25 protein-coding genes are annotated in these 26,468 nt (G+C 73.6%); 20 read left to right on the top strand and 5 right to left on the bottom strand.

Annotated elements, in window-relative coordinates:
- The first annotated feature begins 245 nt into the window (after positions 1–245).
- The 6 genes from ABTZ91_RS18210 to ABTZ91_RS18185 all read left to right on the top strand — a co-directional run bounded on the left by ABTZ91_RS18210 (position 246) and on the right by ABTZ91_RS18185 (position 7,686).
- Positions 246–4,682 (top strand): amino acid adenylation domain-containing protein, encoded by a 4,437-nt coding sequence (locus ABTZ91_RS18210; RefSeq protein WP_352078177.1) that lies wholly within the window; start codon positions 246–248, stop codon positions 4,680–4,682.
- The gene (locus ABTZ91_RS18205; RefSeq protein ID WP_352078176.1) at positions 4,682–5,008 is read left to right on the top strand and encodes an acyl carrier protein; all 327 of its coding nucleotides are present in this window, start codon (positions 4,682–4,684) and stop codon (positions 5,006–5,008) included. The genes ABTZ91_RS18210 and ABTZ91_RS18205 overlap by 1 nt, the downstream gene beginning before the upstream one ends.
- A 7-nt stretch (positions 5,009–5,015) precedes the next feature.
- On the top strand, positions 5,016–5,897 hold the full coding sequence (locus ABTZ91_RS18200; RefSeq protein ID WP_352078175.1) for an alpha/beta fold hydrolase: 882 nt from the start codon (positions 5,016–5,018) through the stop codon (positions 5,895–5,897).
- Complete coding sequence (locus ABTZ91_RS18195; RefSeq protein WP_352078174.1) at positions 5,891–6,514, top strand: LysE family translocator; 624 nt, start codon at positions 5,891–5,893, stop codon at positions 6,512–6,514. The genes ABTZ91_RS18200 and ABTZ91_RS18195 overlap by 7 nt, the downstream gene beginning before the upstream one ends.
- A 408-nt stretch (positions 6,515–6,922) precedes the next feature.
- Positions 6,923–7,132: a helix-turn-helix domain-containing protein gene (locus tag ABTZ91_RS18190; protein WP_030315760.1), complete on the top strand. Its 210-nt coding sequence runs from the start codon at positions 6,923–6,925 to the stop codon at positions 7,130–7,132.
- A complete protein-coding gene (locus tag ABTZ91_RS18185; RefSeq protein ID WP_352078173.1) occupies positions 7,132–7,686 on the top strand; it encodes a Clp protease N-terminal domain-containing protein in 555 nt (184 codons plus the stop codon). The genes ABTZ91_RS18190 and ABTZ91_RS18185 overlap by 1 nt, the downstream gene beginning before the upstream one ends.
- A gap of 78 nt (positions 7,687–7,764) precedes the next feature.
- On the opposite strand, the gene ABTZ91_RS18180 is transcribed toward ABTZ91_RS18185, so the two are convergent.
- Entirely contained in the window at positions 7,765–8,604 is an 840-nt protein-coding gene (locus tag ABTZ91_RS18180; RefSeq protein WP_352078172.1) for an arylamine N-acetyltransferase, read from the bottom strand.
- 125 nt (positions 8,605–8,729) lie between these two features.
- Between ABTZ91_RS18180 and ABTZ91_RS18175 the strand changes: the two genes are divergently transcribed.
- The 3 genes from ABTZ91_RS18175 (at position 8,730) to ABTZ91_RS18165 (ending at position 10,035) form a co-directional block, all read left to right on the top strand.
- A complete protein-coding gene (locus ABTZ91_RS18175) occupies positions 8,730–9,233 on the top strand; it encodes a hypothetical protein (RefSeq protein WP_352078171.1) in 504 nt (167 codons plus the stop codon).
- 114 nt (positions 9,234–9,347) lie between these two features.
- Positions 9,348–9,551: a CsbD family protein gene (locus tag ABTZ91_RS18170; protein ID WP_352078170.1), complete on the top strand. Its 204-nt coding sequence runs from the start codon at positions 9,348–9,350 to the stop codon at positions 9,549–9,551.
- A 193-nt stretch (positions 9,552–9,744) separates the two neighbouring features.
- On the top strand, positions 9,745–10,035 hold the full coding sequence (locus tag ABTZ91_RS18165; RefSeq protein ID WP_352078169.1) for a hypothetical protein: 291 nt from the start codon (positions 9,745–9,747) through the stop codon (positions 10,033–10,035).
- A 48-nt stretch (positions 10,036–10,083) separates the two neighbouring features.
- Here ABTZ91_RS18165 and ABTZ91_RS18160 read toward each other — a convergent pair whose 3' ends face one another.
- Positions 10,084–11,022, bottom strand: coding sequence for a LysR family transcriptional regulator (locus tag ABTZ91_RS18160; protein WP_352078168.1), 939 nt, complete (start codon positions 11,020–11,022; stop codon positions 10,084–10,086).
- A 127-nt stretch (positions 11,023–11,149) separates the two neighbouring features.
- Between ABTZ91_RS18160 and ABTZ91_RS18155 the strand changes: the two genes are divergently transcribed.
- Positions 11,150–12,436: an MFS transporter gene (locus ABTZ91_RS18155; RefSeq protein WP_352078167.1), complete on the top strand. Its 1,287-nt coding sequence runs from the start codon at positions 11,150–11,152 to the stop codon at positions 12,434–12,436.
- A gap of 23 nt (positions 12,437–12,459) precedes the next feature.
- Here the strand turns inward: ABTZ91_RS18155 and ABTZ91_RS18150 are convergent, their stop codons facing one another.
- Positions 12,460–12,867, bottom strand: a complete 408-nt coding sequence (locus ABTZ91_RS18150; RefSeq protein ID WP_352078166.1) for a hypothetical protein — start codon at positions 12,865–12,867, stop codon at positions 12,460–12,462.
- A gap of 144 nt (positions 12,868–13,011) precedes the next feature.
- Positions 13,012–13,911: an NAD-dependent protein deacetylase gene (locus tag ABTZ91_RS18145; protein ID WP_352078165.1), complete on the bottom strand. Its 900-nt coding sequence runs from the start codon at positions 13,909–13,911 to the stop codon at positions 13,012–13,014.
- 150 nt (positions 13,912–14,061) lie between these two features.
- Between ABTZ91_RS18145 and ABTZ91_RS18140 the strand changes: the two genes are divergently transcribed.
- From ABTZ91_RS18140 to ABTZ91_RS18125, 4 genes are all read left to right on the top strand, one after another.
- A complete protein-coding gene (locus ABTZ91_RS18140) occupies positions 14,062–14,751 on the top strand; it encodes a class I SAM-dependent methyltransferase (RefSeq protein ID WP_352078164.1) in 690 nt (229 codons plus the stop codon).
- Between the two features lie 163 nt (positions 14,752–14,914).
- Entirely contained in the window at positions 14,915–15,433 is a 519-nt protein-coding gene (locus ABTZ91_RS18135; RefSeq protein WP_352078163.1) for a hypothetical protein, read from the top strand.
- Between the two features lie 31 nt (positions 15,434–15,464).
- Complete coding sequence (locus ABTZ91_RS18130) at positions 15,465–15,944, top strand: MSMEG_6728 family protein (protein WP_352078162.1); 480 nt, start codon at positions 15,465–15,467, stop codon at positions 15,942–15,944.
- A 161-nt stretch (positions 15,945–16,105) separates the two neighbouring features.
- Positions 16,106–17,236 carry a spore photoproduct lyase family protein gene (locus ABTZ91_RS18125; protein WP_352078161.1) on the top strand — a complete coding sequence of 377 codons (1,131 nt, stop codon included), beginning with the start codon at positions 16,106–16,108 and terminating at the stop codon, positions 17,234–17,236.
- A gap of 78 nt (positions 17,237–17,314) precedes the next feature.
- Here the strand turns inward: ABTZ91_RS18125 and ABTZ91_RS18120 are convergent, their stop codons facing one another.
- A complete protein-coding gene (locus ABTZ91_RS18120; RefSeq protein WP_352078160.1) occupies positions 17,315–18,082 on the bottom strand; it encodes a restriction endonuclease in 768 nt (255 codons plus the stop codon).
- Between the two features lie 372 nt (positions 18,083–18,454).
- Between ABTZ91_RS18120 and ABTZ91_RS18115 the strand changes: the two genes are divergently transcribed.
- The 6 genes from ABTZ91_RS18115 to ABTZ91_RS18090 all read left to right on the top strand — a co-directional run bounded on the left by ABTZ91_RS18115 (position 18,455) and on the right by ABTZ91_RS18090 (position 26,316).
- Positions 18,455–18,772, top strand: coding sequence for a hypothetical protein (locus tag ABTZ91_RS18115; protein ID WP_352078159.1), 318 nt, complete (start codon positions 18,455–18,457; stop codon positions 18,770–18,772).
- Between the two features lie 234 nt (positions 18,773–19,006).
- On the top strand, positions 19,007–19,288 hold the full coding sequence (locus tag ABTZ91_RS18110) for a hypothetical protein (protein ID WP_352078158.1): 282 nt from the start codon (positions 19,007–19,009) through the stop codon (positions 19,286–19,288).
- Between the two features lie 730 nt (positions 19,289–20,018).
- Positions 20,019–20,930, top strand: coding sequence for a S1 family peptidase (locus ABTZ91_RS18105; protein WP_352078157.1), 912 nt, complete (start codon positions 20,019–20,021; stop codon positions 20,928–20,930).
- 133 nt (positions 20,931–21,063) lie between these two features.
- A complete protein-coding gene (locus tag ABTZ91_RS18100) occupies positions 21,064–21,492 on the top strand; it encodes an ATP-binding protein (RefSeq protein ID WP_352078156.1) in 429 nt (142 codons plus the stop codon).
- Positions 21,493–21,713: 221 nt separating this feature from the next.
- Positions 21,714–22,988, top strand: coding sequence for an extracellular solute-binding protein (locus ABTZ91_RS18095; protein WP_352078155.1), 1,275 nt, complete (start codon positions 21,714–21,716; stop codon positions 22,986–22,988).
- Between the two features lie 196 nt (positions 22,989–23,184).
- Positions 23,185–26,316 carry a DUF4132 domain-containing protein gene (locus tag ABTZ91_RS18090; RefSeq protein WP_352078154.1) on the top strand — a complete coding sequence of 1,044 codons (3,132 nt, stop codon included), beginning with the start codon at positions 23,185–23,187 and terminating at the stop codon, positions 26,314–26,316.
- The last annotated feature ends 152 nt before the right edge of the window (positions 26,317–26,468 follow it).

Here is a 26,468-nt window from a genome sequence, read left to right as displayed (position 1 = left end):
GGGCCCATTCGGACGGCTGTCCGAAAGGGCCTCACGGGGGCTTGCGAGGAGGTCGTCGATCGGAAGGGCACGCCGCTCCGCGCGGCGCCTTCGGCCTGTCTCGGGCGTGCCGGCGCCGGGGGGCCGCCCTGGACCGGATCCACTTCCTTACTCCTTCAACTCTCCCATCTTCAACGAATGGTATCCGGGCCGCACGACTTCCGCCGCGACCCGGCGGAAGCCGCAACAGACGAAGAGGGAAAACGATGACGGACAACAGTCGTACGATCCGGCCACCCCGGAACGACGACCGGTTCGAGAAGTTTCCGCTGACGGAGATCCAGTACGCCTACTGGGTCGGCCGGGGCTCCAATTTCGTCCTCGGCAACGTGGCGCCGCACGCGTACTTCGAACTCGAGGGACGACGGCTCGACCCCGACGTGCTCTCCCGTGGCTGGCGCGCCCTCATCGAGCGCCACGACATGCTGCGGGCCGTCGTGGACGAGGACGGACAGCAGCACGTCCTCGCCTCCGTGCCGGAGTTCCAGGTGCGATGTACCGACCTCCGGCAGACACCGCCGGACGAGGCCGAACGCGTACTGACGGACATCCGCGAGGAGATGTCCCACCACGTCTACACCGCCGCCGACTGGCCCCTGTTCGACATCCGCCTCTCCCGGCTGCCCGAGCACGACCGGCTGCACGTCAGCCTCGACCTCCTCATGGTCGACCTCGCCAGCCTGACCCTGCTGTTCAGCGAGTGGAGCGCCCTGTGCCAGGACGCCGCGCTCGAACTCCCCCCGGTCGACGTGACCTTCCGCGACTACGCGCTCGCCCTGGAGCAGGGCTCCCAGGCCCCCCGGCACCAAAAGGCCCTCGACTACTGGACCTCGCGCGCCACCACCCTCGCCCCGCCGCCCGACCTCCCCCTCGCCAAGGCCCCCGTCGCCGTCCACAAGCCCCGCTTCACCCACCGCGAGTACCACCTGCCCGAGCCGGACTGGAAGCGGCTGCAGGAACGCTGCGAGGCCCGCGGCCTCACACCGACCGCCGTCCTCGCCGCCGTCTTCTCCGAAGTCCTCGCCGTCTGGAGCGGCACCCGCCGCTTCACCCTCAACCTCACCCTCTTCAACCGGCTGCCGCTGCTCCTCGACCGTAACGAGGCCGGCAAGCGGGTCGTCCACCCCCACCTGCGCCGCATGGTCGGCGACTTCACCTCCATCTGCCTCCTGGAGATGGACGCCTCCACCGGCCGCACGCTCGGCGAACGCGCCGAGGCCACCCAGACCCAGCTCCAGAAGGACCTGCGCCACCGCCAGGTCAGCGCCCTGCAGACGCTCCGCGAACGGCGCCGGCTCGGCCTGCAGAGCGGCTTCGAGACCATGCCCGTCGTCTTCACCAGCGGCCTCGGCACCGCCGCCGACGTCAGCGCCGCCATGGGCTACTTCGGCGACATCTCCTACCGCGTCAGCCAGACGCCGCAGGTCTGGCTCGACCACCAGGTCGTCGACTTCACCGGCTCCCTCGACCTCACCTGGGACTGCGTGGAGGAGCTCTTCCCCGAAGGCCTCCTGGACGACATGTTCGCCACCTACTGCGACACCGTCGCCCGGCTCGCCCACGAGGACAGCCCCTGGGACGAGGAGCTGACCGTCACCCTCCCCGCCCACCAGCTGACCGCCCGCACCCAGGCCAACGCCACCGACGGCCCGCGCCCCGAGGGCCTGCTCCACGAGCCGTTCCTCGACCGGGCCGCCGCCCACCCCGAGCGGCCCGCCGTGCTGACCGCCGACCGCGAGGTCACCTACGGCGAACTCGCCGCCCGCGCCGACTCCGTACGTCACCGGGTGCGCGGCGCCACGGGCACGGCGGAGCTCCGCGACCGGCTGGTCGGCATCACCCTCGACAAGGGACCGGAGCAGGTCGCCGCCGCCTACGGCGTGATGATGGCCGGCGCCGCCTACCTGCCGGTCGGCACCACCCTCCCCGCCCAGCGCCGCTCCCGGATCCTCGCCGACGGCGAGGCCCCCGCCCTCGTCACCGACCGCGCCCTCGACGCCGCCCTGGAGTGGCCCGACGGAGTGCCCCGCCTCCTCGTCGTCGACCCCGACGGCCCCCACGACCCGGCCGGCCCCGCCGGCTCCGCGTCCACCGGCCGCCTGCCCGCCGGACCCGCCCGGCCCGGCGACCTCGCGTACGTCCTCTACACCTCCGGCTCCACCGGCACCCCCAAGGGCGTCATGATCGAGCACGGCGCCGTCCTCAACACCGTCGCCGACATCAACGAACGCTTCCGCGTCGGACCCGACGACCGCGTCTTCGGCCTCGCCGACCTCGGCTTCGACCTGTCCGTGTACGACCTCTTCGGCACCCTCGCCGTGGGCGCCGCGCTCGTCCTGCCCGACGCCGACATGCGCTCCGAGCCCGCCCACTGGGCCAAACTGATGGCCCAGCACGGCGTCACCGTCTGGAACTCCGTACCGGCCCAGATGCAGATGCTCGTCGAGCACCTCGAAGCCGGCGGCGAGGTCCCCGAACGGCTCCGGCTCGTCCTGCTCAGCGGCGACTGGATCCCCGTCGACCTGCCCCGCCGCATCCACGACCTGTGGCCGGACGCCGAGATCATCAGCCTCGGCGGCGCCACCGAGGCCTCCATCTGGTCCATCCACCACCCCGTCGACGACGTCCCGCAGGGCGCGAAGAGCGTGCCGTACGGCGTACCGCTGCGCAACCAGACCTTCCACGTCCTCGACGAGCGCATGGAACCCTGCCCCGTGTGGACCGCCGGCCAGCTCCACATCGGCGGCGTCGGACTCGCCCGCGGCTACTGGGCCGACCCCGAGCGCACCGCCGCCGCCTTCGTCACCCACCCGCACACCGGCGAACGCCTCTACCGCACCGGCGACTTCGGCCGCTACCGCACCGACGGCACCATCGAGTTCCTCGGCCGCCGCGACGGCCAGGTCAAGATCAACGGCCACCGGGTCGAACTCGGCGAGATCGAGGCCACCCTCTCCCGGCACCCCGGCGTCGACGCCTCCGTCGTCGTCAAGTCCGCCGACGGCGCCGGCGCCGCCCGCCTGCACGGCTACGTCGTCCCCTCGCCCCGCGACGAGACGCTGTTCGTCACCGAACACGCCGATCCCGCCACCAGCGCGGACCGCTGGCAGGCCCTCGGCACGACGGCCGGAAAGCCCGGCGGCGGCCCCACCCCCGAGCGGCTGCGCGCCGCCTGGGACGTCCTCGACGAGGTGTACACGCTCGCCACCGCCGCCGCCTTCCGCTCCTTCGGCCTCCCGCACGAACCCGGCGCCGTCTTCGACCCGGCGGCCCTGCGCGGCGCCGGCGTCGCCGCCCGCTACGAGCGCTGGCTGACCCGCGCCGTCGCCCGCCTGGAGACCACCGGACACCTCACCAGGGGACCGGAAGGAACCCCCGTCGTCGCCCGTACGCTGCCGGACGCCCTGCCCGCGGACCTGAAGAGCCGCGCCCGCGCGACCCTCGGGGACGTCCTCGGCATCGACGAGGACGTCACGGACTGGATGCTCACCCTCGCCGACGGACTCGCCGACGTCCTCACCCAGAGCGTCCACTCGGCCGAGCTCTACGCCTCCGACCGCACCCCCGGCGTCTACGACCGACTCTTCGGCCCCACCTACGAGGCCGCCGCCGAAGCCGTCCGCGCCCTCGTTGCCCAGTGGCCCGCCGACCGCACCCTCAAGGCCATGGAAGTGGGCGCCGGCTACGGCTCGCTCACCCGGCACCTGCTGCCCCTGCTGCCCGAGGACCGCACCGAATACCTCTTCACCGACATCTCGCGCTACTTCACCGACCGGGCCAGGACCGCCTTCGCCGACCACCCGGCCCTGCGCTACGACCTGTTCGACCTCGACCTGCCGCCCGCCGTCCAGGGCTTCGGCGACCAGGCGGCCGACCTCCTCGTCGCGGCCAGCGTGTTGCACGACATGCGCCGGATCGGCCCCACCCTGCGCAACCTGCGCTCCATGACCGCCCCCGGCGGCATCCTGCTCATGGTCGAACAGACCACCTTCCACCCCTGGTTCGACCTCGTCATGGGCCTCCAGCAGGGCTTCGACAACTTCGAGGACACCGAACTGCGCACCCGGCACTGCCTGCTCGACCGTGACCGGTGGGCCGCCGAGCTCGCCGCCGCCGGGTTCGCCCGCAGCCAGGTCCTCACCACCAGCGGCGGCCCCGGCTCCGTCGGCTTCGACGTCATCGTGGCCCAGGCCCCCGACTCCCGCCGCCGCTTCGCCCCCGACGCCCTGCGCGACTTCGCGGCCGCCCGCCTCCCCAGGCACATGGTGCCCGCTCAGATCCTCGCCCTGGAGGAGCTGCCGCTGAACGCCACCGGCAAGGTCGACCGCGCCGCCCTCGCCAAGGCGGGAGCCCGCGGAGCGGCCCGCGGCAGGCCGGCCAAGCCGCCGCGCACCGACCGGCAGCGCAAACTGGCCGAGATCTGGCGCGAGGTCCTCGGCCTCAGCCGGGTCGACCTGGACGACGACTTCCTCGACGCGGGCGGCGACTCCCTGCTCGCCGCGCGGCTCGTCGCCCACCTGCAGACCGCGTTCGACGTCACCGTGCCGGTCGGCACGGTCCTCCAGTACACGACGGTGGAGGCGCTCGACGGCTACCTCGAGCAGCTCCTCGGACCGTCCGAGCTCATGCCCGGGGAGAAGTGATGAACCAGACCCAGCACACCGCCACCGGCCGGACGGCACCGCCCGACGGCACCACCGGCGGCGCATCGGGAAGCCGCCCCTCCGCCGACGCGATCACGGCCTGGGTCCTCGGCTTCCTCGCCGAGATCCTCGACGTCCCGCCGCAGGACCTCGACCCCGGCACGCCCCTCGACGAGCTCGGCGTCGACTCGGCCACCACGCTCGTCCTGTGCGCCGGCCTCACCGAGGAGTTCGCCCTGCCCGTACGCCCCCGGGACGTGTTCGACCACTTCACGGCGGACGCCCTCGGCCGGCACCTGACGGCACCGCTGCCCGCGGGAGTGTGAGAGTCCCGTGAACACCCCGACGCCGCCCCGCTGGACCCTCGGCGGGGCGCCGCGGCCGGCCGCCCCCCAGCTCTTCTGCTTTCCCCACGGGGGCGGCTCCGCCGCCGAGTACCTTCGCTGGGCCCGCGACCTCAGGACAGGCGAGCCGCAGTGCGTCCAGCTGCCCGGACGCGGCTCCCGGACCCGCGAGCCGGTGATCACGTCGATGGACGCCCTCGTCGACGCGCTCCTCGACGGCGTCCGCCCCGCCAGGGAACCCTTCGTGTTCTTCGGCCACAGCTTCGGCTCGCTCGTCGCGTTCGAGTTCACCCGCGCGCTGCGCGCGGCCGGCCGCCCGCAGCCCGCGCACCTGGTCGTCTCCGGCTACCCCGCCCCCCACCTGCCGCGCGCCGCCTCACGGCTGCACCTGCTGGGCGACCGCGCACTCCTCGAAGCCGTCGCCGAACGGCACGGCGGCATCCCGCCCGAGGTCCTGGCCGACGACGACCTCGTGGTCCTCGCGGCCCGTGCGCTGCGCGCCGACTACCAGATCCTCGAGACCTACGCCCACCGGCCCGAGCCGCCCCTGTCCGTGCCCGTCACCGTCCTGGGCGGCACGGAGGACCGGGTCACCGCCGAGCAGCTCGACGCGTGGCGGGAGGTCACGGACGCGGAGGTGACGGTACGCCGCTTCCCGGGCGGCCACTTCTACCTCCGCGACCGGCCGGCCCCCGTCCTGCGGGCCCTCTCCGCGGCCCTCGCCTCGGCGGCCGCCGACGCGCGGACGGGCGAGGGGCCGAGGGACAGGACCGGCGTGAGGACGGGCGAGGCGCTGAGCGAGAGGACCGACGCGCGGTCGGGCGAGGGGCTGACCGGCGCGCGCACGGGCGGAGGGAACGCCCCGTGCTGACCTTCGCCGCCGCCTCCCTGGTCCTCATCATGATCCCCGGCCCCGACCAGGCGCTGATCACCCGCAGCGCCCTGGCCGGCGGCCGCCGGGCGGGGCTGCTCACCATGGTGGGCGGCGTCCTCGGCCTGGTCGTCCACGTCGGGGCCGCCGTCCTCGGCATCTCGGCGGTCCTGCTCGCCTCGGCGACCGCGTTCACCGTCCTCAAGGTCGTGGGCGCCGTGTACCTGGTGTGGATGGGCATCGCGACCCTGCGCGGCGCCCGCCGCACCCTGCGCGAGAAGCCCGAGGAGGCCGGCGAGGCCGACGACCAGGGCGGGCCCGGGGGCAGGTACGTGCGCTACGGCTTCCTCTCCAACGCCCTCAACCCGAAGGTCGCGCTGTTCTTCGTGACCTTCCTGCCGCAGTTCCTGCCCCCCGACGGCCACGTCTTCCCCCGGGCCATGCTCCTGTCCCTGGTGTTCGCGGTGCTGTACCTGCTGTGGTTCGGCCTCTACGTGATCACCGTCGACCGCCTCGGCCGCGTCCTGCGCCGCCCGCGCGTCCGCGCCCGTGTCGAACAGGTCACCGGCCTGCTGCTGATCGGCTTCGCGGTCCGGCTCGCGTTGCAGTCGCCCTGACGGGAGGGCGCCCACGGCGGACAAACGGGGTGGAGGTCCGGCGAACGCCCGGACCTCCACCCCCGTACCACCGGTTACGTGAGGAAGACCAGGCCGTCGGTGGTGACGGCGGGCCGGCCGGGCCCACCACGACGATCCTGACGGTGTGCCGGGAGCTGGTGGCCCAGCTCCCGGTCCAGATCGCGTCCCCGCCTCAAGGCGCAGCCACCGGGACCACACCCCGGAGTTCACGGCCCGGGTCCTGTCTTGAAAGGGCATCAGACACCGCCCGCGGCTTCGCCCACACCCGCACTCCGTGGAACTTCGCGTGCCCCGCCGGTGAAGCGGCCGTGTCAGCGGCCGGTTCTCCCGCGGAATTCTCGTCAACTAAGGTTGACGAGGGGGTGGGCGTCAACGTAGGTTGACGTCATGACCGATGCGACCGATCTCGCCGCGCGGGCGGGCGACCGCGACCCCCGGGTCGGACTCCGGGCCGTCTCCGCGCTGCGGCGACTGCTGGAACAACTCGAAGCCGTCCAGGTGCGCAGCGCGCGCAACCAGGGATGGTCGTGGCAGGAGATCGCGACCGAACTGGGAGTCAGCCGGCAGGCCGTCCACAAGAAGTACGGGAGGCAGTGATGTTCGAACGGTTCACGAAAGCCGCGCGTTCCGTGGTGAAGGGAGCGGTCGGGCACGCCGAGCGCGGCGGCGCCACGGTCGTCGCCGGCGAACATCTGCTCCTCGCCCTGCTCGACCAGGACGGCACCCGGGCCGCCGCGGCCCTGCGCACGCTCTGCCCGCCCGACCGCCGCCCCTCGCTGATCGCCGCCCTGGGTGACGCCCGCCGCCGGGCGGGGCTGTCCCGGGCGGACGCGGAGGCCCTGGCGGACCTCGGCATCGACGTCGGCGCGATCGTGGCGCGGGTCGAGGAGACCCACGGCACCGGCGCGCTCGCGGCCGACCGCAGGGACACCGGGTGGTGGTCGGGCCGCCGGTCCTTCTCGCGGGAGGCCAAGACCGTCCTGGAGAAGTCCCTCCGGGTGGCGCTGGCCCGCAAGGACCGGGAGATCGGCGACGAGCACATCCTCCTGGCGCTCACCGCGACCGGCGGGGTCGTCGCCGAGGCCCTGGCCGACCACGGCGTGACGTACGCCGCCGTCGACACCGCGCTCGCCGCACCCGCCGCCTCCTGACCGCACCGGGGCCGGGCCTGACCGTGGCCGCGGGACCGTACCGTACGGAGGAGCGGACCCGCGGCGGCCCGGCACCTCTCACGGGGTCGCCGCGGCCTCCCACTCCTGGTGCGCGGTGCGGACCCGCTGCCACAGCCCGGCCCGCGCGGGGGCGTCGACGTCGGCCAGGTCCAGCCGGAACACGCCGGCCAGTACGTCGTACCAGTCGTCGGCCGAGTCGACGACCCGCTCGTCCGTGCCCCCGGCGTGGATCCGGCGCAGCACACAGCCGCGCAGCACGTCCACGCCCCTGGCGTCCCGGCGCTGGGCGGTGAGGACCCGGACGAAGCCGGACTCGGGGGAGGTGGACAGCCGGACGTGCTCGTCGGCGAAGGAGGACAGTTCCACCGGCTCCGGCGCGAAGTCCATCGCCGTGAACGCGCCCCGGGGGTCATGGGTGAACCGCCAGCCCCCGGGCACCGCCACCGACGGAGCCATCCCGTACGTGAACGGCCCCTGCGCGTAGTCGCCTTCGCGCAGCGGCAGCGGCTCGTACATGCCCCCGGCGAGCCCCGTGTCGACCAGCCACCGCTCCCCGTCCAGCCGCACGGTCAGGGCGAGATGGTCGCCGCCCGCGCCCGCCACATCCTCGGGGCTGCCCTGCACCCCGGCCCGGTGCAGGGTGACGTCGTAACCGAGGGCCGTCAGCAGCGCGCCGAAGGCCCCGTTGAGGTGGAAGCAGTAGCCGCCCCGTCCGCGCACGATCCGGGCCACGGACTCCGCGGCGCCGATGCCCGTCGGCCGCCCCAGATGGATGTCGAGGTTCTCGTAGGAGACCCGCTCCACCTGCGCCCGGTGCAGCGCCCACAACGCCTCGGCGGTCGGAGCCGAAGGCCGGTCCACCCCCAGCACGGCCAGATACCCGTCGACGTCGATCATGGTCCCCCTCGTCCCCGCTCCCCCTCACCACCCGGACAGGCGTCGAGCATAACCACGGTGCGGCGGACCGGTCGCCGCCGGGAATTCCCTGTCGGAGCGGCGCCGGCGTACGACAGAATCCCGCCGTGACATCGACGAGAGCCGTGGACCTGGCGGAACTGGAAGCGGCCGCGGCGGAGCTGGCCACGCCCACCCGGGTGTACGTGTCGGCCGGGCGGTTCGCCGAGCCGGAAGCCGGCCTGCCGGAGCTGGCGGCCAGGATCCGCGCGGTGCTGGGCGTGATCGCGACGGACGACGCCTGGAACCGCTTCCTTCCCGGTTACGCGCCGCCGTCCGTCCCGGAGATCCACGACGCCCTGGAAGCGGTGGAGACGCACGCGACGCCCGCCTTCCTCGCCGAGCTCGCGTCCGTCGACATCGTCTGGCCGAGCCACCGCCACCTCCCCGCCGACGTCGCCGAGCGCGCCGCCGCCCGGCTGGTGTCCCTGCTCGGCCCGGAGGCCAGCTGGTGGACCAACCACGACACCGAATGCGGCGCCGTGAACAGGCTCACCCCGCTCTTCGACAGCCTTCTCGCGGGGACCGACGGGAGACACTTCGCCCTGCTCCTGCAGATCGCCGACGACTGAGCGCCCGGCTCGGCTCCGTCCCGGGTGCGTGAGCTCCGCCGTCCCTCGACGGGCGAAACGCCCCTGTCTCGCCTAGTTTGTGGACGTCGAAGCTCTCCTCGAAAGGAGTTCCCCATGGCGAAGAAGGCCAAGGGCAAGATGGAGCAGGCCAAGGGCAAGGCGAAGGAGGCGGCCGGCAAGCTGACCGGCAACGAGCGCATGCAGGCCGAAGGGAAGACGGAGCAGATCAAGGGCAAGGCGCGGGAGGCCACCGGCAAGACGCAGGAGCAGGCCCGCGGGGTCAAGGACTCCCTGCGCGGCCGCCGACAGGAGCCTTGACCGGAGCCGTCCGCGCGGCGGCCCCCGGCGCATCGGCGCCGGGGGCCGCCGCCCTCGTGGGCCCTTCCTGAGCCCCCTCGGCACCGCCCGCGCGACACGCCCACGCACCCGAACCCTGCTCGGCCGCCGGCGGGCGTCGGCCACACTCGTCCGCGACCGGGTGTTCCGGAAGGGTGAAGAACGGGAGTGCGGGATGACGACTTCGAAGCGGATCGCGGCCACCGGCCTTGCGGCAGTCTGCCTCGCCATGGCCACGGCGGGCCTCGCCCACGCCGGCGGCGCGGACCTGGCCGACGGAGGTCCGTACACGTCGTACAGCGAGCCGTATGCGACCGAGGGCGGCCCGTACGTCTCGCACGGCGACCATGCCACGGTGCAGGGCGGGCCGTACGTCTCGCACGGCGACGAGGCCACCGTGCAGGGCGGCCCGTACGTCAGCCACGGCGACACCTACGTCGTGCAGGGCCCGTACATAGGCGACTGAGCCGCCGGGCTCCGGCCGACCGGCCTCGCGAGGGGGCCCTGGTCGTGGTCAGCGCCGGTTCGCCCAGCCCGGCGTCCACGTCCCGGCGGCGCCGTGTCCGGCCGGGGCCGTGGCGGCGAGGTGGGCGCGGAGGGTGGCCAGGGCCGGGTGGGGGCTGTCGCGGTGCCAGAGCAGCGAGTGCGGATAGACGGGCGTCGGGTCGGTCACGGGGATGCGTCGCAGGCCGTGACCGGCCGGCCAGACGAGGCGGGTGTACTCACCCATGAAGGTGGCCAGGGCCGGGGTGTCCGCGACGGTGTCGAGGAGCGCGTCGGAGCCGAAGTTGGGGCCGGTCGCCTCGATGGTGAGACCGAACTCGGCGACGAGGTCGTCGTAGTAGGCGGCCCACTCCGTGCCGGGGACGATGCCGGGCATCCAGATCCGGTGCCCGGCGAGGCGGGCGAGGGGCACCGACCGGGCCGCCGCCAGCGCGTGGGCGGGCCCGGTGAGGAGCTGCAGGGGTTCGTCGAGCACTCGCACGGACTCGATGTCCTCGGGAAGCGGACGGCCGGGCGCCGCCACGGCGCGGAACGAGGCGTCGATCTCACCGGACCGGAGGGCCGCGACGGCGGTGTCGATGTCGAACAGCCATACGACGTCGAGCTCGATCTCCGGATGCGCGCGGTGGAAGCCGCGCATCAGGCCGGACGCCGCGCCGCGCGAGGCGATCACGTCGACCCGCAGCGGACGGCGGCCGGGACGCACGGACGTGACCGCGCGCTCGGCGAGGCGCAGCAGTTCGCGCGCGTGGGGCAGGAAGGCCTGCCCGTCGATGGTGAGCTCGGCGCCGCGCGCGGTACGGGTGAACAGGCGCACACCGAGGGTGCGCTCCAGGGTGGCGATGCGCTTGGAGACGGCCTGCTGGGTGATCGCCAGCTGGGCGGCGGCCTCATGGAAACGCCCCCCGTCGGCGACGGCGACGAAGGTCCTGACGGCGTCGAGATCCATGGCGAGACCCTACCGTCACAACTCTTGGTTGTGGCGTGGTGGTCGCATGGTTGTTTGATCCGAGGGCCTGACGCTCGCTTTGATGCTTCCGGTCGCGCATCGGTTGTGCGGGGAAGGGGCGTCGGGCATGCGGAGCGGGCACCGCCTGGGACGGCGGTTCGGATGGCTCTGGGCGGCGTACGGCACCAGTGCGCTCGGCACATGGCTCGCCTTCGGCGCCTTCCCGCTGATCGCCGTCCAGGTGCTGCACGCCGGACCGGCCGAGGTCGCCGCGCTCTCGGCCGTGGGAGCCGCCGTGGGCGCGGTCGTCGCGGTGCCGCTGGGCCCGTGGATGGAGTTCCGCCGCAAGCGGCCGGTGCTGATCGCGATGGACCTGGCACGGTTCGCGGCCCTGGTGACCGTCCCGGCCGCGTTCGCGCTCGGCGCGCTCACCTTCCTCCAGCTGCTGCTGGTCTCGATCGTGGTCGCCGCGGCGGACATCACCTTCCGCGCCGCCTCGGGCGCGTTCCTGAAGACGCTGCTGCCGGGCGAGGACCTGCTCGTCGCCCACGCCCGGTTCGAGTCGACGGCCTGGGCGATGACGATCGTCGGCCCCCCGGCGGGCGGCGCGGCGATCGGGCTCCTCGGTCCGGTGGCGACGGTGCTGGCCGACGCCGTCAGCTGTCTCCTCTCGGCGCTGGGCATCCGGGCGATGGGCGGGCCCGAGCCTCGGCCCGAGTGCCCCGAGTGCCCCGAGTGCCCCGAGCCTTCGCCTGAGCGCTCCGAGCACCCCGAGCCTTCGTCTGAGCGCCGTGGGTCCGCTCGCCGAGGAGGGACACGGATGCGCGCCGGGGACCTTCTCGAGGGCTGGCGGCACCTCCTCGCCGACGCGACGCTGCGTCCGCTGTTCCTCAACACCACCGTGTTCAACGGCCTGGTGACGGCGACCCAGCCGCTCCTGGCCGTCCTGATGCTCGGCCGCCTCGGGTTCGCACCGTGGGAGTACGGCCTCGCCTTCGCCGTACCGGCGATCGGCGGACTGCTCGGCGCGCGGCTGGCCCGGCCGCTCGTCACCCGGTTCGGACAGCACCGGGTGCTCGTCGTGTCCGGGACGCTGCGCGCGGTCTGGCCCGTCGGTCTGGCCTTCCTCGGGCCGGGTACCGGCGGACTGCTCCTGGTGATCGGCGTCGAAGGGGGACTCGTTCTCTGCTGCGGCGTGTTCAACCCCGTCCAGGCCACCTACCGCCTCCAGCGCACCGCACCCGACCGGGTCGCCCGCACGCTGTCGGCCTGGGCGGTGACGAACAAGGCCGCCACCGCGCTGCTGACCGCCACCTGGGGTCTGCTGGGCGGCCTCCTCGGCCCGCGTGCCGCCATCGGCCTCGCCGGCGTCCTGCTCCTGGCGACCCCTCTGCTGCTGAGGCCCCGCCGCTGAGCGCCGCACGCCGGCCCCGACGGCTACGCGTCCGCGGTCGAACGCCGAGGCGGTACGCGCGGGCTGAGCGCCCCGACCAGGGCGAGGGTGCTGAGGGTGAACATCACCACGCCCAGGGGCACGTGGAGCGAGGCGACGTGGGCGACCCCCAGCGCGACCTGGGCGGAGGCGAGCACGAGGAATCCGGTGGCGTACAGGACGGGCCGGACGGATCCGCCGCCCGGGCGCCACGCCAGGATCGCGGCGAGCAGGTACAGCATGGCCGCGCCGTACATCACCTTCGAGCCGATGTCGTGGAGGAGGTAGCCGTGGGACGAGCCCAGCAGCGCTCCGGCCGTGGCCGCCTGAAAGAACAGGCACAGGGTCTGCAACGCGAGCGTGACCTTCAGGAACGAGGCGGTGCGCGGGTTGCTCGTCGTCCGTCGGCTCATGGTGTGCTCTCCCTCATCGTCGTCGTCTTCGAGCGGTTCGGGCACAGGACACCGGTGCGCCGAAGCCTGTGACGACATGTGACGCGGATCACCCCAGGGGGCTGGGGCCGGGGTGCCCGCGAGGGCGGGGAGGCGAGGCCCCGGTCAGGTCGCCGGGGAACCGTCGAGGGAGACGCCCAGCCGGTCGGCCACGGCGGTGAGGGCCGCGCCGAGGGGGAGGGCGACCCGGGTGAGGGCGTGGCGGTCGCCCCGGGTCGGGTCACGGTTGACGATCAGGACCGGCGTGCCGGCCTGGGCCGCCTGGCGGACGAACCGCAGACCCGACATCACGGTCAGCGAGGAGCCCAGGACCAGCAGCGACGCCGCTCCGTCGAGCAAAGCGCGGCACCGCTCCACCCGTCGCGGTGGGACGGCCTCGCCGAAGAACACCACGTCCGGTTTGAGGACGCCGCCGCAGACGGAGCAGGGCACCACGCGGAAGTCCCCGACCTGTTCGTCGGTGAGGTCGGCGTCCCCGTCCGGGTTGAGCGCGGCGGCCACCGGCCGGAAGCCGGGATTGGCCTCTTCCAGCCGCCGGGCGAGCTCGCGCCGCGCACTGAAGACACCGCAGGACAGACACACGACCCGGCCCAGGCTCCCGTGCAGCTCCACGACCTCCGCGCTGCCGGCGGCCTGGTGCAGGCCGTCGACGTTCTGCGTGATCACGCCCGCGAGCAGACCGTGGCGCTCGAACGCGGCCACGGCCCGGTGCCCGGCGTTCGGCCGCGCGCCGCCGAATGTGCGCCAGCCGAGGTGGCTGCGCGCCCAGTACCGGCGACGGGCCTGGGGGCTGCCGGTGAAGTCCTGGTACGTCATCGGGGTGTGCCGGCTCAGACTGCCGCCGTCGCCCCGGTAATCGGGGATACCCGACTCCGTGGAGATCCCCGCCCCGCTGAGGACCAGCACACCGCCGCCGCTCAGCGCGTCGGCGACCGGCCCGAGATCCGTGGTGCCCGGCGGCAGGTCCTCGGGAGGCGTCCAGTGCAGAGTGGGGCGCATGCGCATGCCGCCAGGGTACGGAACGCGCCCGGCGGCCCGCCCGCGGCCGCCGCACGGGCGGTGTCGGCGGCGCGTGGGCGGGATCGGCGGCGCGTGCGTTTGCCGGTTCGGCAAGATGCCTGGCGGGCCGGGCCGCCCCGGGCGGACAGTGGGGCGGTGACCGACAGAAACGCTTCCGAAGTGCCCGCGGCCGACAGCTCCCTGCCCACGGGTGGATACGCGGGTGATCCCGCGGTGCGAGCGGAGTGGGACGACCGTTACGCCGAACGCACGCAGTTGTGGAGCGGCCGTCCCAACGGCGCGCTCGTGGCCGAGCTGACCGGGGCGGTCGGCCTGCCGCCCGGGCGGGTCCTCGACGTCGGCTGCGGCGAAGGCGCGGACGCGATCTGGCTCGCCCGCGCCGGCTGGGACGTGACCGCCCTCGACGTCTCGGGCGTGGCCCTGGAGCGGGCCGCCGGGCACGCGCGCGAGGCGGGCGTCGCCGTCCGCTGGATCCACGCCGCCCTCACCGAGGCACCGCTGCCACCCGCCTCCTTCGACCTGGTGTCCGCCCAGTACCCGGCCCTGCTCCGCACCCCCGACGCCGCGGCCGAACGAGCACTGCTCGCCGCCGTCGCACCCGGCGGCGTCCTGCTCTTCGTGCACCACGCGGGCGTGGACACCCACCAGCGCCACGACAGCGGCTTCGACCCCGCCGACTACGTCTGGCCCTCGACGGTCACCGCCCTCCTCGACGACGCCTGGGAGGTCGAGGTCGACGAGCAGCGCCCCCGGGTCGCACCGGGCGCGGGCGCCGGCGCCCACCACACCGACGACCTGGTCCTGCGCGTCCGCCGCCTGCGCTGAGCCGCCGCGGCGTGCCGCCCGGCCGGCCAGGCGCGGAACCGGCCGGACCCGAACGGGTGCGTCCCGCATCCCGTCCCGGCCGGTCCAGCGCGTGCGGCCGGAGCGGCCGGATGGCAGAAAGGAAGTCGACCGGGCGATCGGCCTGCTCGTCCCTGGAGGAGAGATGTCCCCTGCGGTCAGTGACGCGTCCGGGCCCGACGGCGCGGCCCGGCGGCCGAGCAGCCAGGACGGCGCGGCCCGGCGGCCGGCCGGCCCCGACGCTGCCCACCAGTGCCCCCCGGGCGTCAGCGACGCCACCGTCGAGGCGTTGGGCTCCCTGTCCAAGGCGCTGGAGACCGTCGAGCGGGCACGCGGCGCCCTCTACGGCTTCCACCAGCTGACGGGCACGGCGGACTTCGAACTGGATCGCGCCGTACGCCTCCTGCGGGAGGCCGGCCACGACGAGTGGGCGGACCGCGTGGAGACGGAGATCCTCGGGCGCAACGTCATCCCCGGCTACTGGACGTTCCAGATCGTGGAGGCATACGACCGGACCTACTACGAGCCGTTCAAAACCCTGTCGCGCGAGGCGACGGACCACCTCGCCGAAGGGAAGGACCACCTGTACGAAGCCCGGCTCAAGGAGGAGCGGCGTACCCCCGGGCAGCCCGACCACACCCCCCGCCCCGGCGACCCCCGGTGAGCGGACACAGCACGGTGGAGACCCGGCGCTCATGCAGACGTTCCTCCCGTACGTGAGCTTTTCCGAGTCCGCGGCCGCCCTGGACCCCAGACGCCTCGGCAAACAGCGGGTCGAGGCGCTCCAGGTGTTCCGGGGCCTGACGGTGCCGGGCTACGGATGGCGTCGGCACCCCGCGGTGCGGATGTGGGCCGGCTACGAGGAGGCCCTCGTGCGGTACGGCCTGGACGTCTGCGCCGTCTGGACCGCCGAGGGCCGTGCCGACACCTGTTCCGTCACCCTGCTGAACGACTACCGCGCCTGGCGGCCCTCGGCCGAGGTCCGCCCGCAGGGCGGGCTGGCGGCGGCGGGTGAGCTGCCGCCCTGGCTCGGCGACCCCGCCTTCCATCGCAGCCACCAGTCCGCGCTGGTGCGCAAGGACCCGGAGTACTACGGCCCCCGCTTCCCCGGCATACCCGACGACCTGCCCTACCTCTGGCCGGCTTCCGACCGGGGCGGCGGCCCGGCAGGATGAGCCCCGCACTTCGTAGACTGGGACAAACTCCTCGGTGACGGCCACGGGCCACGGCGAGGGGCCGAGAACGAGGACCGGCGAAGGCACCGGCGAAGGGGAGCGGAGTGGACGGGCGACGGCGCCCCCCGGAACGGGCCGGCGAACCCGAGGGCCTCTTCGGCATGGCCGATCTCGTGGCCGCCGCCACCCCTGCCCAGTCCGGGGAGGAGCGGCCCTTCAGGGACGGACCGGAGGCGCGCAGGCTCCTGCGGGTGTCGGAGATCCACGCGGAACCGGCCGCCGCCGCCTCGTGGCGGGGCAGCCAGATCATCGCGCGCTTCCCCGACGCCCGGCTCGTCGAGACCGGCTCCCACTGGCGCATCCCGCACCTGCACGGCAACGAGGGGAACGTCGAGCGCTGGGTCAGGATCAAGACCGAGACCCTGGTCCTGGGCGAACGCGGCTCCCTCGCCGTCCGGCCCAACGGCCGCTCCGCCGACTGGATCGCCCCCGGTCTGTCCAACGGGTGCGCCATGGCCTGCGCGTACTGCTACGTCCCGCGCCGCAAGGGGTTCGCCAACCCCATCACCGTCTTCACCAACGTCGACCGCGTCCTGGGCGCCCTCGGCCGCCACATCGCCGCCACCGGCCCCAAGAAGGAACCCAACCAGTGCGACGAGCACGCCTGGGTCTACGACATCGGCGAGAACGGCGACTGCTCGGTGGACGATCTGATCAGCGACAACACGGCCGACCTGGTCCGGGCCTTCCGCGGCTGGCCGACCGCCAAGGCCTCCTTCGCGACGAAACTGGTCAACCCCGATCTGCTGCGGCTCGATCCCCAGGGTCGCACCCGGATCCGTTTCTCCGTGATGCCGCCGGAGGACTCCCGCCTCCTCGACGTCCGCACCAGCCCCGTGCCCGCACGTGTCGCGGCCGCCGCCGACTTCCTGGACGCCGGGTTCGAGGTGCACTTCAACCTCTCCCCGGTGGTGATCCGCCCGGGCTGGCGCGAGAGCTGGGACGAGCTGCTGCGCATGATGGACGACGTCCTTCCACGGCGGGTGAAGGAGCAGGCGGCGGCGGAGATCATCATGCTGACCCACAACGAGGACCTGCACGCGGTCAACCTGGGCTGGCACCCCCGCGCCGAGGACGTCCTGTGGCAGCCGGACCTCCAGCAGCCCAAGCGGTCCGAGAACGGCGCCCTGAACGTGCGCTACCGCAACGCGGTCAAGCGCGAGGCCGTCGACACCCTGTCCCGCATGATCGAGGCCCGCACGCCCTGGCTGCGGGTGCGCTACGCCTTCTGATCCGCGCGCGTCCCGTGCGTTCCGTGCGTCCCGCGCGTCCTGTGCGTCCCGTGCGTCCCCCCGCCGTCCCCATGGCCGTCACTCACCGGCCGGGGCGGGGGCCGGGTCACCGGGCGCCCGGCCCGGTGCCGGGGAGTCCCAGGGTGCCGGGGCCGTCGCCTCGGTCCAGGCGGCCAGTGCGGCACCGTCGACGCAGAGGATGCCGCAGGCGGCCGCGTAGTCGAGGGCGGGCTCGGTGAACGAGCCGGTCGTCACGAGAACGGCCACGTCGGCCCCGTGCACCGTGAAGCACGTACCGCCGAATCGCTGCAGATCCGGCGAACCGACACGGTGGTCGCCGGTGTACTGCTTGCACTGGAGCACGACGCGGCGGCCGTCGGCGGTGGTCGCCACCACGTCGGCGCCGAGGTCCCCCGCGCCGCCCACCACCTCCACCACCGTGCAGCCGTCCCGGGCGCACAGCGCCGCGACGCTGTGCTCGAACCCCTCGGGGTCGACCGACGTGTGGTCCAGGGCCTCCCCGTCGACGGAAGGCGGCTCGGCGGGCGGAACCGTCTCCCGCCTCCGGCGCACCGCGGCGGCGCGCGGGCGGGACCGGCCGCGGGTGGGCGCGATGCTCCAGCGGGCCATCATGACACCCAGCCCGAGGACGAGGACGAGGGCGACGAGAAGCCCGACGGGCATGATCGGCGCCCGAACTCCCGCCGCTTGGGCGGTCTTGAGCAGCAGCGCCACTCCGCCGACGACCGCCCCGGCGAGCCCGACCACGAGCACCACGTCCCGCCCGACCCTCGCCCGGCTCTCCCGCTCCGCCCCGCTTCCGCCCTCGCCGCCGACCGCTGTCATCCGCACCCCTCCCTCGTCGTCCACGGTCCCGCCTAGCCGCGAACAGGCCGCTGAAACGCGGGCCTTGAGCCTCACCGGTGCCTTCGGGAAGCCGGCGGAGCGGCCGGCGGCCGCCGGGTGAGGGGACCGACACCCGATCGTGCCGGTGTGCGTGCGCGGGCACGGGGCATGCGACCGTCGAGCCCGGCCGCCGCGATACCCCCCGAGTCGCGGGCGGCCGGGCTCGACGGGCAGAGGGGGCGGGCTCCTCGCCAGAATCCGGGAGGCTCCGTGCGGACGAGGCAGACGACGCGGCAGACACAGGCGACGCAACCCCCGCCGGCAGTGCCGGCAGGGCGGACGATCGACGACGTACGGCTCCCCGCTCCCGATGTGGCCCAGGCCCCGGACGGACATCTGCCCGACACGGAGCTGGGCAGGCCGGTCACGGTGCGCGTCTCGCCCGAGGGCGGGGTCATGATCGGGCAGACCTACACGCTGCTCTGGGCCGGCGGCCGGGACCAGCCGGTCGGCTACACGGACGCCGTGTCGGTCGTACGCCCCGCGGAGTACGTCGAGTTCGAGGTCCCGCCCGCGCTCGTGAGCCCCCACCTGGACCAGGTCGTCCCGGTCACGTACACGGTCGAGGACGGCGAGGGCGAGCGCACCGGGGGCACCCTGCTGCTGCGGATCGGCGAGGCCGAGGCGTAGGCGGCCCGCGCGCCGCGCCGCCCCCCGGCCATGCCCGCGCCGCCCCCCGGCTGTGCCCGCCCCGGCCCGGTCCGCTGAGGGCGGCCGTACGGGTTGAATTCGGCGCGGTCGAGCCCCTGGCCCTGGTGCGGCGCGCGGCGTGGGGTACCTGTCCGGCGCGGGGGCATCCGGGAGGAAGCGACGGATGCCGGAAGCCTGTCGTCGCGTTCCGATGTCGAGAAGGAGGGTGCCGTGATGACCGATGCCGAGATTCCCGGCCTGTCGGGTGTGGAGAGCGGCGCGGAACGCGCCGCCGAGGAGTCCGTCGAGGCGGTGGTGCGGTGGTACGAGGACCGGCTGAGCGCGGAGCGCGGCGCCTCCGCCCCCGACCCGCGGCGGATCGCGGAGTGGAAGGCCGGCCACGAGGCCGCGCTGGCCGACCGCGCCCAGTTGGCGACCGCCGATCCCGAGGAGGCGGCCGGGATCACGGTCGCGTACGCCGCGCTGCTGAAGGAGCTGAAGGAGAAGGAGAGCTGACGGAGCTGACGGAGGGCTGGGGGAGGGCTGAAGGGAGCTGACGGAGCTGAAGGCGGGACCGGCTCGCAGGTCCCGCCCTCCACTCCCGGAGCACCGGTGTTCCGATTCAGCCAGGCGGCAGACCCGCCGAATGCCCGATATCGGCGCTTAGCCCACGGGCACCGGTCGCGAGCGCACGCGCTCAGCCGCTTCCGACCGGGTCCGCGGCCGTTCACCGCGGTGGGGGAGAGGACCGAGGGACGCACGCGACACGGGAGAAGGAAAGCCACCCCCGTTGCGTGAGCATCGAGTGCCGCGTGTCGGCCACGCCGGCGCTTCTCGGCCCTCCCGCCGACTCCGAAGGCCGGAACGCGTCCTGGAGTCAAGAGCACCTGGAGCAGCACCTTCCGCTTGGCGCCCTTCCCCGCCACCTCCCGCCCGGGGGCCGGAGCCTCCCCGTACGGCGTCGTGCGCCGCCGGGACGAAACGGTCGGCCGGATTCCGATCGCAATCGCTTGCGTCGGATTTCTGACGGCCTTTCAGTCGGCAGGTTGGTCGCCGTCGCAGGCGCCCCACGGGGAAACGCGCGTAGAGCGGCCGAAAGGACACCTTGTGGGAGCGTGCTCACGGAGCCGAGGATTCCCCTCGATCGCGATTGACAGGTGCATGGCGCTACCGCGCCGTGTGCCGCAGCACTTCACAGCCAAGGCCGCCCACCCAGCGGCCTCCCCCACCCCCACTGGAGCATGCAGTGAAGCAAGCGTTCCGCACCGGTACGTCCTCCCGCGCCGGCCGTCTCGCCGCCGTCGTCGGTGCTCTCGTCGCCGCCTCGGTCCTCGCCGCCCCCACCTCCTCGGCGCAGCCGACCGACACGCACCGCGCCACGACGGCCGAACTCGCCGCCGCCAGCGAGGCCGTGCTCGCCGCCGACGTCCCGGGCTCCGCCTGGTACACCGACCCGGCCACCGGCAAGGTCGTCGTCACGGTCGACTCGACCGTCTCCGAGGCGGAGGTCGCGACCCTGCGCCGATCCGCGGGCGCCCACGCCAAGAGCCTGAAGATCGAGCGGACCCAGGGCCGGATCAACAAGCTGATCGCCGGCGGCCAGGCCATCTACGCCGGCGGCGGCCGCTGCTCGCTCGGGTTCAACGTCCGCAGCGGCAGCACGTACTACGCCCTCACCGCGGGACACTGCACGAACAGCGCCGGCACCTGGTACACCAACTCCGCCAACACCACGGTGCTCGGCACCCGTACCGGGTCCAGCTTCCCGACCAACGACTACGGCATCATCCGCCACTCCAACGCCTCCGCCGCCGACGGGCGCGTCTACCTCTACAACGGCAGCTACCGCGACATCACCGCCGCCGGCAACGCCTACGTCGGACAGTCCGTCCAGCGCAGCGGCAGCACCACCGGCCTGCGCAGCGGTACGGTCACCGGCCTGAACGCCACCGTCAACTACGGCAACGGCGACGTGGTCTACGGCCTCATCCAGACGAACGTCTGCGCCGAGCCGGGCGACAGCGGCGGCGCCCTCTTCTCCGGCACCACGGCGCTCGGGCTCACCTCCGGCGGCAGCGGCAACTGCTCCAGCGGAGGCACCACGTTCTTCCAGCCCGTCACCGAGGCCCTCAACGCGTACGGCGTGAGCGTCTTCTGATCCCCGGTCCATGGACCAGGAGGGGCGGCCCCGGTGACGGAGCCGCCCCTCCACCGTCTTCGGCCCCGCACGTTGCTTCCGCCGCTTCGAGGGCAGACGGAGACGAGCAGCATGGTCGGCCGAAGGAGAGACAATGCCGCAGGACCCCGCACTGAGAGCTGTCGGATGGGCTCGCTCGCTGCCGATCAGCAGGGGCGTGAAGACGGCCAGGGACTGGACGCGCGAGCAGCTCACGAAACTCGGCTGGGACCGGACCGCACCAGATCTGCTCGACTCCGTCGTCCTCACCGTGTCCGAGCTGGTCACCAACGCCCACATCCACGCCCGCAGCGACGCCCAGCTCATCCTCACCTGGGACGAGGAATGCCTGCACGTGACCGTGCACGACGCCTCGCCCGAGGTGCCCGCACCACGCGACGCCGGTGAAGGGGCCACCGGAGGACGCGGGCTGCTGCTCATCGACGCCCTCGCCGACGCGTGGCAGACCCACCGCTGCCCCCGCGGCAAGGACGTCACGGCCTGCTTCCCGCCGCCCCCGCCCGCCGCGCCGGACGGCTCGTAGCCGCCGTCGGGGCCGGGGCGGATCGCGACTCCCTGGGCCGGGGAATCGGATGAGGACGGTTCTACGCGCGTGGGAGACGGCCCCGCTCCAGCGGAAAACACCATTCGTGAGCGGCACAGTTGGAGCAATGACCACAACCTGTCGGCGGATGACGCAATTCGTCGCCTTCCAGGAGAGAATTCCGGACGCACTGCCAGTAAAGATCAAGAGGAAAAACATCCGTGCGACCAAGTCTCTTCGGCGCGTCCGCCTCCGTGGCCGCACTCGCCCTCCTGGGCTCCCTCGTCACCGGCTGCGGCTCGTCCGACGACGCGACGACGCTGCGCCTGGTGGCCGCCGAGTACGGCGACAGCCCGGCGACCAGCTCCAAGGCGTACTGGGACAAGCTGACCGCCGCCTTCACCGCCGCCCACCCCGGGACGAAGGTCGAGGTGACGCTCTACCCGTGGGCCGATGTCGACCGCGAGGTCACCCGCATGGTCGGCGAGAACAACCCCCCGGACATGGCGCTGATGGGCGCGTACTCCGACTTCGCCGCACAGGGCCGCCTGTACTCCGCCGGGGAACTGCTGTCGATCAAGGCGGAGGCGAATTTCCTCGCGCCGCTGCGGGAGGCGGGCTCGGTCGACAACACCCTTTACGGCCTGCCCTTCGTGGCCAGCAGCCGGCTCCTCTTCTACAACAAGGACCTTTTCGACAAGGCCGGCGCCAAGCCGCCGAAGACCTGGACGGACCTGAAAGAAGCGGCCACGGCACTGAAGGGGGAGGGCGTGCTCTACCCGTACGCCCTGCCGCTCGGCCCCGAGGAGGCGCACGCCGAAGCCCTCATCTGGCAGCTCAGCAACGGCGGCGGATACACCGACGACAGCGGCCTGTACGACATCGCCTCCGAGCGGAACACGGAGACGTTCCGCTGGATCAAGGACAACCTGGTCGAAGCGTCCCTGACCGGCCCGATCCCGCCGGCCGAGCTCAACCGGCAGGACGCCTTCGACGCCTTCCTGCGCGGCCAGGTCGGCATGGTCAACGGCTACCCCTCGCTCCTCCACAAGGCCAGGGCGAAGGGCATGAAGGTCGGCACCCTGAGCATGCCGGTGTCCGACCGGCTGAGCGAGGGCGAGGCGCCGCTGTCGGCGGGGGTCGCCGACTGGATGATGGCCTTCAAGCGCGACGACAACCGTGAAAAGGTCGGCGCCTTCCTCGAGTTCGTCTTCGCGGACAAGAACCTCGGCGAGTTCGCCGATCGCTACCATCTCCTGCCCTCGACGGTGACCGCGACCCAGCTCTCCCAGGACGCGGCGGTCGACCCCAGCGTCGAACAGTTCCTGACCGCCCTGCGCACCGCCCAGCTCTATCCGGTGAACGAGCCGTCCTGGCTCCAGGTCAGCAACACCATCAAGCGGAACATCGGCAAAGCCGTCGCTCCGTCCGCCGACCCGAAGGCCGTACTGGAGAACATCGCCCAGCAGGCCCGGGACATGGCGCACCAGAAGTAGAAGCGCCGGCGCCGGGCCCGACCCGGACCTCCCGGCGCGAAGGCGGCCACCGCCTTCGCGCGGGGAGGTCCGGACGGGAGGTGAACCGGCCACTGTCAGTGGCTGCGCGTAGGTTGTGATCACCCGCTGAACGGCCGCGGGTACCGCGGTGACATGCGCGAGCCGCGGAGAGGACGCACGACCGGGGGAGCGCACCATGAGTCCGACCATCACCTGGCACGCCGTCGGCGGCTACGCACTGGCGCTCGATCCATGGACGGGCCCCCGACCGGTGCTCCGCTGCCGCACCGCCGCCGGACGCGAGCTGAAGAAGCTGCCCGCCGCGCTCAAGAACGAGCCGCTCGTACGCGAGCTGACCGCCCTGGCCGGCTGGATCGCGGACCACACCGCCCAGGCGGTGACGCGCGTCGAGAGCTGGATGACCGGGTCCCTGCCGGTGCCGGCCGCGCTGATCCGGCACGTATGGCCCGACCCCTGCTGGCGGCAGGCCCTGCGGTACGCGGTGATCGCACCGGCCGGCGCGGGGAGCGGCGGGCCGGAAGGCGAGCGGGGAGCACCCGACGTGCGGCGCGCCGGAATCCTCACCGGTGTCGCGCCGGGCGAGGGCGGCGCTCTGTCGGTCACGGGACCGGACGGCGACCATGAGCTGGACGACACGGTCGTCGTGATCCCGCACCCGGTGCTCCTCGACCCGCGCGGCAGAGGGCTGCTCACGGCGTGGCGGGAGCTGCTGGACCGGCTGGGCGGACAACAGGGCGTCGAACAACTGCACCGCGCGGTGTACGTCCGCCCGGACTGCTCCCCGGCTCCCGGAACGTGGGGCGCCCCGCACGGACTCACCGTCTTCCACGGCGCCGCCTACTCCTCCGGCGCCCACTTCGAACGCGTGGTGACCCGCTTCGGCGGACGCATCGACGGGGAACGGGCCGGCTTCGGATTCGGCCACCGGGGCCGCGTGCACCGCATGGTGGCCGGCCTGCGCTATCAAGGCCCGATGGCGCCGGTCGACCTGCGCAACTTCTCGTTCACCGACTGCCAGGAAGGGCACGGAACCGGCACCTACGACGCCGTGCCCCTGCCCGTCTGGTCCGAAGGCATCAGAGCGATGGCCGCCCTCTACGACGAGCGCGACACCACACCGAGCACCGGCGCCGCCGCCCACCCCGCCGCCGACGCCGACGACTACTACCAGGCCTTCCTCGCCGCCTGCGCGCAGTACGCCGCCCAGGGCGCACCCCGGGCCGCGCCCCCCGCGCCCCCGCGGCCCACCGACGAGCGGCAGCTCCTCGACGCCGGCGCGGTGCTGCCCGGCGCCCCGAAGAGCCCCGACGAGGAAGCGCTCACCGCCCGCCGCTACACCTCTCCGGTCCTCGCCGACGACGGCGATCGCTTCGTCCGGCTGCTCGCGCGGCGCACGGTCGAGGCGCAGGACGCGGTGGCGCGCACCGTGGGCCTGGAGCCCGACGCGGACGACCCCACGCCGGTGGGCCGCACCCAGGTCCGGCCGCTGGACTTCCTGTCCCGGGTCTGCGCGGCGCACCCCGAGCTCGTACGAGAGGCCATGGGGCTGCTCGCTCCGCTGCACAGCTGCGCCACCACCGCGCGGACGAAACCGGGCCGCGCCGCGAACCAGCTCCGGGCGAGCCTGAAGAAGGCGACGGCACCGCACCCCGAACTCCTGCCGTACGCCTTGGACGAGGGCGCACGGATCGTGGCGGCAGCGAGCACCGCGATGGCCAGAACGCTCTACACGGAGGCGAGGTCGGCCGAGAAACGGATCGGCACCATCGACGAGGACGCCTTGCGCGACCTGGTCGCCGAGTTCGGCGAGCTGGGCGTCCTCGACGCGACCTCGCTCGCGCGCTACCGGGACGACCTCGCCACCCGCACCTCGCCCGGCGAGGCGCACGAGGCGTACCGGCGGCTCGTCCTCGCATGGTGCCGCAGGAAGAGCGGCAGCGCAGCCGCCGACGGCGCTGCCCCCGGCCCGAGGCAGGAAGTGCCTGCCTCCTTCGCCGTCGAAGTGGCGAAGGGTGCCGGTGGCCGGCCCGACGCCGACGACGTCAACACCGAGATCTTCCATCTGCTGCTGCGCTCCGGCGCGTTCGAGAAGGCGGCCATGCCCCTTTGGACGGCGTGGGCGGCACCCCTGCGGCGGGACCTGGCGGAGCACCCGGACACCGCGGACCTCCTCGCCCGCCACATGCCGCAGCCACAGGGCTCCTCGGCCGACGCCAAGACCAAGGCCGCGGAAGGCTGGCTCGCCTTCCTGGCCCACGTCGGCGCCCTGGAGCGGTGCACGGGCGGGCCGGGGCCGGCCTCCCCGGAGACGGCGCGGCACGCGAACGCGTGGCTGACGCTGTTCCTGGAGCGGTACGCGGGGATGCGGCAACCGGTCGCCGGCCTGGAACCGGTGCTGGCGGCGATCGCCACGCGGCTGCGCGAGGCCGGCGAGACCCGCGAGCCGCTGCTCGGGCTGCGCACCCGCTCCCTGGGCGGGGACTTCTCCCACGTCGGCGTCGACCTCGCGCTGCACGCGCGGATGCGGCAGGCCGGCCTGCCGTTCGGCGAACCGGCCGCCGACCGCCGGGTCTTCGCTCTGCAGTGGCTCCAGCGGCAGGGCGGCGACGGTGTCGAGCCGGTCCTGACCGACCCCGCGTTCCGGGCACCGATACGCGCCGAACTCACCGGCGCGGTGCGCGGCAGCCTCGGCTACACGGTCACCCGGCACGACCTGACGCCGTTCCCGAAGGTCACCCGGCAGGTGGCGGCCCTCGCCCCGTTCAAGGAGCTGATGACCGACATCCTCGACGAGCGCGCCCGGCGCCTCGGACAGGGCGGCCCGGACGCCCTGTTCGCGGCGCAGGACCTGCTGCTCCACGTGGAGCCCTTCATCGTCGCCGGGACCCCGCACCCGTTCGACGCGTACGTGACGGAGGCACTCACCATCGACCCGGCCGTCCTCCTGGCGGACACCCTGCGCGCCCGCTGTCAGACCCACGGCCACGACGGCGACCCGGCAGCCGCCTGCGGACTGCGGGAGGTGACCGCCGACCACACACGCACACTGCTGCGGTCGACGGACGCCACGCTGCGCGCCCGGCACGCGGGCATGTTCGCCGTGGAGCCGGCCGCCCGCTTCAGCAGATACCTCGACCACCGCCCGGGCTCCGACTTCGCCTACGCCCTGCTCCCCGAGATCGAGCGCCGGCTGCCGGAGATCCCGGACGACTCCTGTCGCACCACGGCGCTGGGCGTCGTCCAGGGCGTCCTGTGGCTGGAGACCTGGCAGGAGACGCTCCGGCCGTACGTCAGGGCAACGGCGTGATGCTTCCCACAGTGCGGTCCGGCGCTTCGGATCGCCGACACGAGGGGCGGAGGACCGTAGGCTGATCGCATGCCTAGAACCTCTCCTTCCGTCGCCATGGACGCCCTTCTCTCCGGCAACCGGCGTTTCGTGTCGGGCACGCCGGAGCACCC

This window comes from Streptomyces sp. NPDC126499, assembly GCF_040302485.1.
Taxonomy (GTDB): Bacteria; Actinomycetota; Actinomycetes; order Streptomycetales; family Streptomycetaceae; genus Streptomyces.
The sequence above is the reverse complement of the archived record's forward strand: the minus strand, read 5'-3'. Positions and strand labels throughout refer to the sequence as shown.